Consider the following 12,191-nt stretch of genomic DNA (forward strand, 5'->3'; position numbering starts at 1 on the left):
ACTAAAATCAGCAATTTTCACACACTTGATACATAATTTCAGATAAATAAACTCCCCCTAGCTTTTAACAAACTTCGCGTAATTCCCCTTCCTCAGCGTTAACAAAGGGTAGTTCATATCTGTAATACGCGAGCGATCGCTTCCGGAAGTGGCAATACAATTAACAATAACAATGCTATTGCTAGTAAACCTAAAACATCCCGTTTGTTGTCTAGTTCTGTGACATCGTTGAGGGTGGGTTCATCAATTAAGGGAATAAATAATAACAAAATTGCCCACAATAAAAATTCCTGCCGGACAAAAGACAATAATAGTAACAACAAGCGAGCAATTTGACCAATCACAACTGCTGTACGTTGTCCAAACATGGCATGAACAATATGACCACCATCTAGTTGTCCCACGGGCATCAAATTCAATGCTGTCACAATCAAACCCAAAAATCCAGCTATTGCCAGGGGATGCAAATCAAGAGCGGATTTAGCAGTTAATTCACTACCCAAGGCTAACTTGGAAAGTAAAGCTAATAAAATTGAATATTTAGGATTAAGGGCATTGGGATTTAACAGTCCCGTTTTGTCGTTTAAAGAGACTACCTCAGAATGAGATAAACCCCATAAAAGTAACGGCAAAGTAGCAATAAAACCAGCAATTGGTCCGGCAATACTTACATCAAATAAAGCTTTGCGGTTGGGGATGGGACTTCGCATTTGAATAAATGCACCAAAAGTTCCTAAGAAAAAAGGTACAGGAATAAAATAGGGCAGGGTCGAGCGAATTTTATGGAATCGCGCTGTAAAATAGTGACCAAGTTCATGGATTCCTAAAATAGTAATTAACCCTAAAGCGTAGGGTAAACCATTTGCCAGCAGAGTGAAGTCAGATTTGAGTTTTGTTAATTCCACTCCCTCAATTTGCGACCCCATCAAAGTAGTAGTGATTAAAGTCAGGAACAGCAGAAAAAGCGCCGTTCCTGCTTGAGTCAAATTTTCTAGACCGCGTTTTGTATTTTGTTTACCAGCTTGAGTATTAGGAACGAGGACAAAGAATGGTTTACCATCCATACCTTCTTGAAATATTACCAAGAAGCGATCGCCAAATTGCCCTTCTATATTAGTTTTAATTTGCTGGTAAGCCTGACTAGCACCAGTTCTTAGCTGACCCCGACAAATCACAGCTTGGGGTCGATATTCAATATTTTGAATATAGTATACAGACCAAGGGAAACAATTTCGCAGATTAGTCTCTTCTGTTGCCTCAATAGGACGAACAGGTAATGGTTCTGCGTGAGAATGATTAGCCAATTGAGATCCTGTAGCTTGGGTTTGAGTCTGGGTATCTTTTGGTACTTGACGACCCGACTGAAATAATATCCAGTATAACAGCAGACAGATAAATAAAGGCCAAATAATCAGTGCTGGTGGGGGTGGTTGTTTTGCACCATAGATCAGCGTCCAACCAATCAAGATAAATGCTGGTGTCATTAATACCAGCCACAGCAACCAAACTGGTGTTCTGGTAATGTGAGAAACACTACGCTGAACTATGAGATAAGTAAGCCCCATAAAGAGGAGAAACCAAAGTGCCATGTTATGTTCACTAATGTTGACCGAAAACAGGGTGTGGGGTGTAGGGAAACAAAGACTGTTGAACCGTAAAGGTTTTTCTTACTTCCCGAAAATTTCTTGTGGTTGAGTGATGTCTTAGTTCCTCAACTCCTTTTCTCTGATGGATATGGGTTATTCTGGACATTGAAAACGCCGTATCCACCCAAAAATTCTCTTCAGGTAGGGGTACTTCTGTTAAAGAAACCTACAACCAAATAAGAATTCTTGATTTTGAAATCCTTTGATTTATGTCTCCCCCACCTCAACAACCAAGTTATACAATTAAGCCCCCACAGATTGTACTTTCTGGTCAAATGCCAGTAGGAGAAATTCTTTCTACTTCGACGGCAACAGAAGTACCATCTACCGATTTGAGCATCAGCAAAATTTTTGCCTTTCCACCAAATCGAGATACATTAGGAGGGACTTCTTATCTTATTGTAAGAAGTGAAGGTAATATTCTCATCGACTGCCCAGCCCCAGAGCAAATAAATGAGGATTTTTGGGAATGCCTGCCACAGGTTAACGGAAAGCAAGCAGGTGTGCGTTGGTTGTTTATTACTCATCGCGGTGCTATTGGCAAAACAGCAGAAATTCAGCAAGCTCTTGGTTGTGAGATTGTGATTCAAGAGCAAGAAGCTTATTTATTACCTGGTTTAACTGTCACTACCTTTGGTCAAGAATTCAATCTTGATGCCACCACACAAATTATCTGGACACCAGGCCATTCTCCTGGCTCTTCATGTCTATACTATCGTGAATTTGGGGGAGTTCTTTTTTCAGGACGGCATTTAGTCCCCAACCTCCAAGGTGAGCCGATACCATTCCGCACTGCAAAAACTTTTCACTGGCCAAGACAAATTAAAAGCACTCAAGCTTTGTGCGATCGCTTTACACCAGAAACTCTACAATACATTTGCCCCGGTGCTAATATAGGTTTTCTCCGAGGCAAGCGCATCATAGACCAAGCTTACCAGAAACTCACATCATTAGATTTAGATGCTTTAGCAATAGGTAACAGTCAACAAACTGATAACTGATTAAGAACCAGCTAAAACCGAATCTTTAGTCAGCAGTTCCATTGCAGCTTGATATTGACCATCTGCATCTGTCCCAATCTGCTCGCGTGTGATTGGTAATTGGGGAATTACTGTGTCCGGCTTAATACCTAGTTTGTTAATATCTCGGTGGTTAGGAGTTTCATATTTAGCAATTGTCACCGCTAAACCTGAACCATCGGATAATTCAAATAAAGATTGAATTAGACCTTTACCAAAAGTAGTTTCACCTACTAACTGAGCGCGTTTATTGTCTTGTAGCGCACCAGCAAGAATTTCACTAGCACTAGCAGTTCCTTGATTCACCAAAATCACCAAAGGATCTTGTGTTAAAGCTGGGCCAAAGGCTTCAAAATTGCCCTGAATCCCTTGACGATTGACAGTGTAGACAATTGTGCCTGAATCTAGCCACTGACGGGCGATTTCAATTCCCGCTTGTAATAGCCCCCCAGGATTATTTCGCAAATCAAGAATGTAGGCAACTGCGCCTTTTTTTTCTAGACTATTAATAGCGTGTGCCAACTCCATTGCCGCATTAGCATTAAATTGAGTTAAACGTAAGTAGCCAATGGGTTTTCCTGCGGGGGATAAACGCAAATCAGCTACGACAGGATTAAGTTCTATGCGATCGCGCACTAATATTACTTCTTTGTCTTGGTCTCCCTCTCGTGCAATCAAGAGAGTTACAACACTACCAACCGGACCGCGCATCCTTGTCGCTGCTTCATCAAGAGTCAGATTTTCTGTAGATAATCCTTCGATTTTCAAGATGCGATCGCGCGGCCTTAACCCTGCTTTCTCTGCTGGTGAACCCTCTATAGGTGTAATTACCTCCAATCCACCCGTCTGGGCATTGAGCGCAATTTGTAAACCAACTCCCGTCAGTTCTCCAGAAGTATTCACCTGCAAACTGCGATATTGCTCTGGGTCTAAAAACCTGGTAAAAGGGTCATCAAGACTTTTTAGCATCTTCTGAATAGCCGTGTATGCTGCTTGGTCATTTGGCAACGGTTTTTTTAGCGCCTGTTGACGTACATCAGCCCAGTTTTGATGATTAAATGTTTCATCTAGATAAGAGCGATTCACAATTCGCCAAACCTCAGAAACCAGCTTTTGCTCCTGTGTCAAAGCCATTGCAGGTGAAACAAGTGAGCCAAAACCCAACCAAAAAGCCAAAAGTAATGAAAATCCCAACCGAAAAACCTGTTTGTTCATGAACCCCATTTTCCATTCCATGTCAACCCAAACTAACTAGAACTGACCAGTTACCACATTTTTGATGAAATCTATCTCTCGATTATGTTACTTTTTTTATAGAAGAGGTGCATTGCTCTCATTAAATTGTTAAGCAACAGATGGTTAGCATATCCCTCCTCAAAAACGATAAAATCTTCTTTGTCACCAACATTTTCAGCGTTGGCTTGCAAAGAGATCGCAATATATTCCATATTTACAGAATGTTAAGTTTCTGAAAACCTTAACGATTCTTCGACAAAGCTACTCTTTGTGAAAATCCCAAAATTTCTATTGGGAGATATATCAACCGCAACTGATTTTTAGGAACTTGAGATTGTATGGCCAACGTTTATGACTGGTTTGAGGAACGCTTAGACCTTGAAGCGATCGCTGAAGATGTAACCAGTAAGTACGTACCTCCCCACGTCAATATTTTTTACTGCTTGGGTGGAATTACCCTAGTTTGCTTCCTAATCCAGTTTGCCACTGGATTTGCAATGACATTCTACTACAAGCCCACAGTAGCGGAAGCTTATTCCTCCGTACAGTACATCATGAATGAAGTCAACTTCGGTTGGCTGATTCGCTCCATTCACCGCTGGTCTGCCAGCATGATGGTGCTAATGATGATTCTGCACGTCTTCCGGGTTTATCTCACCGGTGGCTTCAAAAAACCCCGTGAACTAACTTGGGTCAGCGGTGTCATCCTCGCTGTCATCACAGTTTCCTTTGGTGTGACTGGCTACTCCCTACCTTGGGATCAAGTTGGTTATTGGGCTGTAAAAATCGTTAGTGGTGTACCAGAAGCAATTCCAGTAGTTGGTGTTCTGATTTCTGACTTACTACGTGGTGGTTCCAGTGTCGGTCAAGCTACACTAACTCGCTACTATAGCGCCCACACCTTCGTCCTACCTTGGCTGATTGCAGTATTCATGCTGTTCCACTTCTTAATGATCCGCAAGCAAGGTATTTCTGGACCCTTGTAATCTAAAGTTATCAGTGAATAGGTAAAAACTGTTTCCAGATCAAAGTAGTTTGTTTTAAACTTAGGGCTAGTACCGCAGGGCGGAAGTCAAAAGTCAAAAGTCAAAAGTCAAAAATAATGTAGAGTTAGCTTTTTGGCGATTGAGAATGGCCATTTTATTTACGCCGTGTTGTACTAGTAACATTTAAGTGAAAAACAGACACTATTATCTGAAAGCTGTAAGCCCTAAAGACTATAGACACTTACTTCAACCAACAAAGCGAAACTTAGTGTCATACTAAATTTGTGGCTTACCACCAAACGCCAAAGCGTGCGGCTTACCTAAATAGCTGATAGCTTTCACAAATGCTTTAACTTAACCTAAGCAGGAGAGCGCATTTCAAAATGTCAACGCAAAAAAAACCGGATCTGAGCGATCCTCAGTTAAGAGCTAAATTAGCCAAAGGCATGGGTCACAACTACTATGGTGAACCTGCTTGGCCTAACGATTTGCTCTATGTATTCCCCATCGTGATTATGGGTTCATTCGCTTGTATTGTGGCTCTAGCTGTTCTAGATCCCGCAATCACTGGTGAACCTGCTAATCCTTTTGCTACTCCTTTAGAAATTCTGCCGGAGTGGTATCTGTATCCGGTTTTCCAAATTTTACGCTCACTCCCTAACAAACTGTTAGGAGTATTAGCTATGGCTTCCGTTCCCTTGGGGCTAATTCTCGTTCCCTTCATTGAGAACGTTAATAAATTCCAAAACCCCTTCCGCCGCCCAGTAGCAACAACAGTATTTTTGTTTGGTACTCTTGTCACTATCTGGTTAGGTATTGGCGCTGCATTGCCATTGGATAAATCTCTGACTTTGGGACTTTTCTAATTAATTTAGTTTCCAGAAAGTGCTGTAACGTCTGTGAGTTTCAAAAGCATATACCGAAGTTAGCGGTATAATGATGATTAGCCGTAAGACCTAGACAGCCCATTAGCTGCTTATATTTCTGGCTTATATGCTTTTGAAAATCAAGGCGTTAGCTTTCATAATTCACACTTTATCTGGTATTTTAAGTTTTGGATGTAAAATCAAACCTATTCCAAAATCTCAGCCCAAAAAATCAATAATAGTAACATTTCTCACTTACTTTATATTCTAGTCAAGGTCAATGCTTACCATAGTGCAGCAAGACCATCTGACGGTGAAGAGCGATCTTAAGTTCTTCAACCAAGTGCAACAATGGTTTGAAAAATTTTCCCTCCAATATTTAATTCAACGAGGCTGGTCAAAAAGTCAACTTTATCGCCTCAACTTAGCATTGGTAGAAGGATTTACCAACGCAGTTCGTCACGCTCATTTGTCTTTACCACCAGAAACAAAGATAGAGATTGAATTGAGTCTGTGGATTGACAGACTAGAGATGAGAATTTGGGATTATGGTAAACCTTTTGATCCGAATGAGATTCCTGAACCAAAACCAGATAATCTACAAGATCATGGGTATGGATGGGTAATCATTCGGCGTGTCGCAGATCATTTTGTTTATGAACGTGATTCTGACAGCAGAAATTGTCTATTAATTGTCAAATATTTTTTGGAAGGACAACATTAATGGATAGCAGCATACCGTTATATTGTGCATCAACAAATCACCAGTCCGTTCATGAATTGTTGGGACTGGGATTAATTTTTTTTTAAGCCAAGTCGAAAAGCAAAATTTCCGCCTTGAGATTTGTACTAATTTCTAACTTCTCTTCTCCAGTAATTTGTACTCCGTCACCTGCTATGAGTTCCTGACCATTTAACGTTGCTTCACCTGTGGCTATTTGCAACCAGGCATAACGATGGGGTTGGACATGATAAGTTACGAGATCACCCTTTTCTAAAATGGATGTGTATAAATCAACATCTTGGTGAATAGTTACAGCACCATCGCGTCCATCTTTAGCAGCAATTAAACGCAGTTTTCCCTGTTTTTCTTCTACAGGAAAAGTTTTTTGGTCATATCTTGGTGTTAATCCTTGTTGGTCTGGCAAAATCCATATTTGTAGCAAGTGCAATGCTTCTGTTTGCGAGTGATTAAATTCGCTGTGCATGATCCCAGTACCAGCACTCATAATCTGTGCTTCACCAGGACGAATTACTGAACCTGTACCCAAACTATCTTTATGTTCGACTGCACCGGATAATACATAAGTGAATATTTCCATATCCCGATGTCCATGAGTAGCGAATCCTGCTCCTGGTGCAATACGATCATCGTTAATTACTCTGAGAGAACGAAATCCCATTCGGTTGGGATCATAAAAATGACTGAAGGAAAAAGTATGGTAACTATCAAGCCAATCAATTTGACTATGACCCCGTGAATTTCGGTCATGAATGATTTGGTTAATGGTATTTTGAGACATAGATTTCACCTCTTTAAGGATTTGTATTTAATTTGTAAATAATCTGTTTTGTTGTTATTTTGCAATTAAAAAGGTAATGAATTAACCAAATTTTATCCTACAAGAGTTTCTAAAAATCAAAGTAGATATAAGGTAAGCCACCTTCAGGTGCTAGTATCCAAACGGCGTAGAAACATAAAGGGACAAAAACAAGTTTGATAGGCCAACTGAACTCTAACTTCATCAGTCGTTTAAAGCCGTAAATTATACTCATGATTATAGCGAGTCCCAGGAGTAAATAGGAGAGTTGATATTGACTGATATTTAGGGCTTCTACATAGACTTTTTCGGCAAACTGGGCATCAGCAGTATGACCCCAGAGGTGTTGTATAACTAAAGCAGAATCTTGGACATTGGGGAGACGAAACCAAATCCAAGATGTGAAAACCATGATTTGAGTTAACAACCAAGCGAATATTATACCAACAGGGTTTTGCCAAAATAGGGTTAAAATTTTGGAGCGATCGCTCATAGCATCTGTGAGACGATGAACTACTAAAGCTACTCCGTGCAGTATTCCCCAAATGATAAACCCCCAGGCTGAACCATGCCAGATACCAGCCACTAACATAACTATCAATAAGTTTCCGCAGGTACGCATCAAACCCTGACGGGAACCACCCAAAGGGAAGTATAGATAATTACGCAACCAATCACCCAGAGTCATATGCCAACGTCGCCAAAAATCTGCAATGCTGGTACTAAAGTAAGGAAAATCAAAATTTTCTGGTAAAACTAAACCAAAAAGTAAAGCACTACCACGAGCAATATCTACGTAACCATTAAAATCTAAATATAATTGTAAGCCATAAGCAAAGGTAGCTAACCACAAATCTGTACTACCTGCTCTTTGCAAATTACCAAAACATAAATCTACAAAAATTCCCAGATTGTCTGCAAGAATCCCTTTTTTAACCGCACCTCTGGCAATTAACCACAACCCTTCTGCTAATCTATCAACATTGGGAAATTGGAGCGTATTGAATTGAACAGCTAAATTATGGTAGCGAGTAATTGGACCAGAGATTAGTTTGGCGAAAAATAATTTATAGGTAGCAAATTTCAAAAACTTCTCAGTTGCTGGCGCACCACGATAGACATCTATTAAATAAGCTATACACTCAAATGTAAAAAAAGAAATTCCTAAAGGAGTTACTAATTTAAAAGGAGCATCTGGTGAGTTTACAGGTATGTTAAATATCCATTTAATGATGATAGGTAAATATTTAAAACTCAATAAAAGTCCGACATTTAAAATTACACCGAACCATAAAATCTTCAACCGATTTTGATTCCAGTCAGATTGAGCAATTTGCCAATCTTCATTGGAAATTTTCCAGTCTTGGGTGTGTTTTCCTGGGGAGGTATTTTTACCAATTTCTAGGCCTAGACGAAAATTGATAAAAGTCAGAACTAATAGTAATGGCAGATATTGAATATGCCAAGATGAATAAAATACAATACTGGCTATCAGCAGAATCCACAATCGTAACTTTTGTTCAGCTACAGTCCAGTAAATTACCAAAATGCTCAGTAAAAAAAGTCCGTAAAAAATTGATATAAACTTCATTTTTTAGTCATTGGTCATTGGTCATTAATCATGAGAAAAATTACTTCCCCATCTTCCCCATTCCCTAATTTATTTAACAGTCCAGGGAATCATGGGATCAATAGCCAGCTTTTTAGAGATTTCATAAGCTCCATAGCGGTTAAGATGACTAGGATCAGAAAAGTATTCATGTCCTTTGAGCCAGATTTGGCTTAAATCTCGGTAGATAAAGTTGGCATTTGTAGTGGAAGCATTTAGCATATATTGTTGAAATTGTTGTTCATATTTAGTCCGCGCTGGATCTAAATAATCTGCGGTGAGGGGCATATTCACAAACACAATTGGTATTTGTTGAGTTTTTGCAAACTCAATTACTGATTTTAAAGCAACTTCTTGGTTTCCTATTAGTTGAAAAGATTTATAATCGTTGTCGTAACTTCCAGATACTTTGGGATGTTTTTGATAATATGTGGTGGGATTGAAACGAATAGTTAGGGGTAAAAAGCCATCGAAATCAACTGATAATTGAGTATTATCTTCTTGTGGATCGGTTGTTAATTTGTTGTTTGATGTAATGGTCTGACTGTCGCTACTAAATGGTAGATGGTGTAATTGTTTTTGCAATAAAGTTTTAATGTGATCACGGTTTTTGTAGGTAGCAGATATACCGACTAAAATTTGATTTAACCATTCATTAGCAGCTTCGTAGCTGTTAATAGCTGGCGTTTCATTGATGATTTTTTTATCTTCTGTTTTATTTGTTGTTGCTGGGGATAATTTATTGTTATTTTCTGGCTTTGTAGTTCTTTTTAAAATTTCTTGATAGCCTTTTGATGCGGCAATAGAGTTAAAGGTGATATCTTCACGACCGCTGTTAAAAGCTCTAGAACCATCTGCCCAAATAATCAGTTTTGGTAATTCTGATGGTTGTAAAACTTGGCGAATAATAAAGTCTACAACTTGCGCTGTAGCACCATTAATACCAAAGTTAAAGACATCTATTTTGGCATAACCTTGAGTTGATAAGGATTTAGAAAGGGCTACAGGATCAACTCCTCTCAAGGCACGAGATGAACCAATAATTAAAATATCTGGTGGTTTGCCTGTTGTTGCTAAACGTTGTTTATAAAGTGCTAATTGTTCGTCTAGTTGTCTTGCTCCAAAGCTTGGCATTTGAGAGCGTGCTGCTAAAAGAATAGCAGTGGAATTAGCTTTTTGTTTCAATGGTGCATCTGGTAAATTTTCAGCCCCATCATTTTGGGTAAAACCAGAGGCATTAAAGGCAGAATTACTGGACTCAGAAGGCTTTATATTGTTACTGCTGGTAAAAAATGCTGTGTTTTGAGTTGGTTCTGTGCGTGATGTCAAAGATGCCTGGGTCTGTGAGGATGATGAGGATAAGATACTAGCACCTTTGGGTGAATTTTGAATACTAGTAATGACGTAACCCAACATCCAATCACTTTGAAGTGTGAGGATTAATCCCAAAGCTACCCAAATTAAACTTCCCGCTACTCCTTGTTCATTAGGGTTTTGTTCAATTGATTGGTGAGTTTCTGCAAACAGTTGAGTTCCCACTAACAAATTTTTGACTTGTTTGTGAGCCGTTTCCAGCCAATGTTGTGCGGCTTCAGTGACGAAACTTTGAACTTCCTGGGTTGTTAAATCAGGACGCACAATTGGTTCGTCGGTTTCGTTGGTGAGTAAATCATCAACATATTGAGCAGTAGCAGCAAATTCTGGTGTTGCTTCTGGCACTAAGCGGTGGCGTTGCTCAAAATCTAGTCCATGATGCCAAACTGGTTCATTATCACCGGCACGACGACCGTAAACTCTTACACCAACAATACCAATAATGTTAAGTTGGCGAATAAATTGGGTGACTTTGGTGGCTACTTGTTGGCGTGTGGGACAATTGGGTGCATCACACATGACGTGCAGTAAATCACCTTTGCGAAGTAGTAAAACGCGAATACCACCTGTTTTTAACCGCCAATCCATGTCCTGATTGAGCAGACGTTCTAGTAAAAAAATTAGGGCTGGTTCGTCACCAGAACTACCTAATGCTAGTGTGGATGTTGCTAAAGCTGGATGTATCGAAGCAGGTAGGGATACCCAATCTACCCAAGCGGGTTGTAAATCACCTGTTTTTTGTCCATAGATAGCAGCGGCGAGAATACCTTGAGGTGCGATCGCTTCTAGCTGAGATAAAATAACTGGTAAACAAGTTTCCTTTCCAGGAGCAGGAGCAGTTTTTAACGGGTCAACGGCTGGAGTGCAAAAGATGTGTAGAGTAAATTCTTTGAGAGTAGCTTGAACAGAGATTTGCAAATCTGACAAGACCTCAGTTAATAATAGAGCGATCGCTTGCACATCTCCCCAACGCGCCCATTCTTTGAGCATTGTTTCTGGTGGTGTCAAATCCACCCGCAACCGCCAATCAGGATCATGCTCTCCCCGGACTTGGGAAACAATGACTGCATCCTCATAGCCAGACAGCTTGAGATGTCTCAACTGTTGGGCTATTGGTTCTGCTAACAAGGTCGCATCAGGGCTATAACTGGACTGACAAAAAATCCACAGACGATTACCTATTTTTTGAGAGTTGGCTTTGGAATCATAGGGTCGATTTTTAACTTGGACTGCTACACCCAATTGACTGAGGTTTTCGCTAAGATAGCGAGCAATAGCATCCGGATTGCCCTGACGTGCCAAACTTTCATTAGAGACAATTAGCGCCCCACTAACCCCAATGGGTTTAGATTTGGCTGCTTCTGTTAACAGTGCCTCCTGTACCTGCTCTAGATGCCGATCTAACTGATTTAAGTAGACCCGATGACACCATTGAGGACGATGTTCTCCTTTTTTCCGCCCGTAAACCAATACTTGGTATATTGGGGATTGTTCTTCACTGGTTAAGCTATCCAAATCTGTTTGCTGTAGTGCTTGTAGCAAGTCAGACAGAGTTAGCCAACGTTGTGGACAGTCTGTGCCTTCACAAAGGATATGTAGGTCATTTCCCAACAACCGGACTTTCACCCCGAAAGTGTTGATTCCTGTTGCTTGGCTTACCCACTGTACTAAGGTTTGCTGGCGATCTAGTAATAATGTTTTCATTATGAAGTCAACTTTAACAGGAAGCGAGTATTGGGGGATTTTGCCTGTACTTGTAAACTAGAAACATAGATTTATCACATTTTGCAGTTTTTTTTTAACAATTTTGTTACCTTTGGAGCTTGCAAAATGGGCAAAGATAGTCTTATGAGCCGAAATCGGGTGTAGGGTGTGGGGCTATTTCTTATTTTTAACTCCTGTAATTTCTGTAGC

Annotated in this window: 9 protein-coding genes; 4 read left to right on the forward strand and 5 right to left on the reverse strand. The window is 40.0% G+C overall.

All coding sequences use genetic code 11. The features are described 5' to 3' along the window. Nucleotides 1–113: 113 nt before the first annotated feature. Nucleotides 114–1,589: a site-2 protease family protein gene (locus ACLLO5_RS11450; protein ID WP_413175567.1), complete on the reverse strand. Its 1,476-nt coding sequence runs from the start codon at nt 1,587–1,589 to the stop codon at nt 114–116. 266 nt (nt 1,590–1,855) lie between these two features. Here ACLLO5_RS11450 and ACLLO5_RS11455 point away from each other — a divergent pair, with 266 nt between their 5' ends. Then, nucleotides 1,856–2,647 (forward strand): MBL fold metallo-hydrolase, encoded by a 792-nt coding sequence (locus ACLLO5_RS11455; RefSeq protein ID WP_413175568.1) that lies wholly within the window; start codon nt 1,856–1,858, stop codon nt 2,645–2,647. On the opposite strand, the gene ctpA is transcribed toward ACLLO5_RS11455, so the two are convergent. Beyond that, the gene (gene ctpA, locus ACLLO5_RS11460; RefSeq protein ID WP_413175569.1) at nt 2,648–3,889 is read right to left on the reverse strand and encodes a carboxyl-terminal processing protease CtpA; all 1,242 of its coding nucleotides are present in this window, start codon (nt 3,887–3,889) and stop codon (nt 2,648–2,650) included. A 350-nt stretch (nt 3,890–4,239) separates the two neighbouring features. Here ctpA and petB point away from each other — a divergent pair, with 350 nt between their 5' ends. The 3 genes from petB to ACLLO5_RS11475 all read left to right on the forward strand — a co-directional run bounded on the left by petB (nt 4,240) and on the right by ACLLO5_RS11475 (nt 6,477). Further along, complete coding sequence (petB, locus tag ACLLO5_RS11465) at nt 4,240–4,887, forward strand: cytochrome b6 (protein ID WP_013190871.1); 648 nt, start codon at nt 4,240–4,242, stop codon at nt 4,885–4,887. Between the two features lie 383 nt (nt 4,888–5,270). Beyond that, nucleotides 5,271–5,753, forward strand: coding sequence for a cytochrome b6-f complex subunit IV (gene petD, locus ACLLO5_RS11470; RefSeq protein ID WP_413175570.1), 483 nt, complete (start codon nt 5,271–5,273; stop codon nt 5,751–5,753). 280 nt (nt 5,754–6,033) lie between these two features. Further along, a complete protein-coding gene (locus tag ACLLO5_RS11475; protein ID WP_413175571.1) occupies nt 6,034–6,477 on the forward strand; it encodes an ATP-binding protein in 444 nt (147 codons plus the stop codon). 82 nt (nt 6,478–6,559) lie between these two features. Here the strand turns inward: ACLLO5_RS11475 and ACLLO5_RS11480 are convergent, their stop codons facing one another. The 3 genes from ACLLO5_RS11480 to ACLLO5_RS11490 all read right to left on the reverse strand — a co-directional run bounded on the left by ACLLO5_RS11480 (nt 6,560) and on the right by ACLLO5_RS11490 (nt 11,981). Continuing rightward, on the reverse strand, nt 6,560–7,276 hold the full coding sequence (locus ACLLO5_RS11480; RefSeq protein ID WP_413175572.1) for a pirin family protein: 717 nt from the start codon (nt 7,274–7,276) through the stop codon (nt 6,560–6,562). A 109-nt stretch (nt 7,277–7,385) separates the two neighbouring features. Beyond that, complete coding sequence (locus ACLLO5_RS11485) at nt 7,386–8,885, reverse strand: MBOAT family O-acyltransferase (RefSeq protein ID WP_413175573.1); 1,500 nt, start codon at nt 8,883–8,885, stop codon at nt 7,386–7,388. A gap of 69 nt (nt 8,886–8,954) precedes the next feature. Then, nucleotides 8,955–11,981 (reverse strand): DUF1574 domain-containing protein, encoded by a 3,027-nt coding sequence (locus ACLLO5_RS11490; protein ID WP_413175574.1) that lies wholly within the window; start codon nt 11,979–11,981, stop codon nt 8,955–8,957. Nucleotides 11,982–12,191: the final 210 nt, after the last annotated feature.

Origin of the sequence: Anabaena azotica SJ-1 (assembly GCF_047275885.1) — a bacterium.
Classification (GTDB): domain Bacteria; phylum Cyanobacteriota; class Cyanobacteriia; order Cyanobacteriales; family Nostocaceae; genus Trichormus_B; species Trichormus_B azotica_A.

Bases quoted from the DNA above. Each gene is read 5' to 3' on its own strand.
- ACLLO5_RS11450 (WP_413175567.1), bottom strand. From the start codon at position 1,589: ATGGCACTTTGGTTTCTCCTCTTTATGGGGCTTACTTATCTCATAGTT.
- ACLLO5_RS11455 (WP_413175568.1), top strand. From the start codon at position 1,856: ATGTCTCCCCCACCTCAACAACCAAGTTATACAATTAAGCCCCCACAG.
- ctpA (WP_413175569.1), bottom strand. From the start codon at position 3,889: ATGGGGTTCATGAACAAACAGGTTTTTCGGTTGGGATTTTCATTACTT.
- petB (WP_013190871.1), top strand. From the start codon at position 4,240: ATGGCCAACGTTTATGACTGGTTTGAGGAACGCTTAGACCTTGAAGCG.
- petD (WP_413175570.1), top strand. From the start codon at position 5,271: ATGTCAACGCAAAAAAAACCGGATCTGAGCGATCCTCAGTTAAGAGCT.
- ACLLO5_RS11475 (WP_413175571.1), top strand. From the start codon at position 6,034: ATGCTTACCATAGTGCAGCAAGACCATCTGACGGTGAAGAGCGATCTT.
- ACLLO5_RS11480 (WP_413175572.1), bottom strand. From the start codon at position 7,276: ATGTCTCAAAATACCATTAACCAAATCATTCATGACCGAAATTCACGG.
- ACLLO5_RS11485 (WP_413175573.1), bottom strand. From the start codon at position 8,885: ATGAAGTTTATATCAATTTTTTACGGACTTTTTTTACTGAGCATTTTG.
- ACLLO5_RS11490 (WP_413175574.1), bottom strand. From the start codon at position 11,981: ATGAAAACATTATTACTAGATCGCCAGCAAACCTTAGTACAGTGGGTA.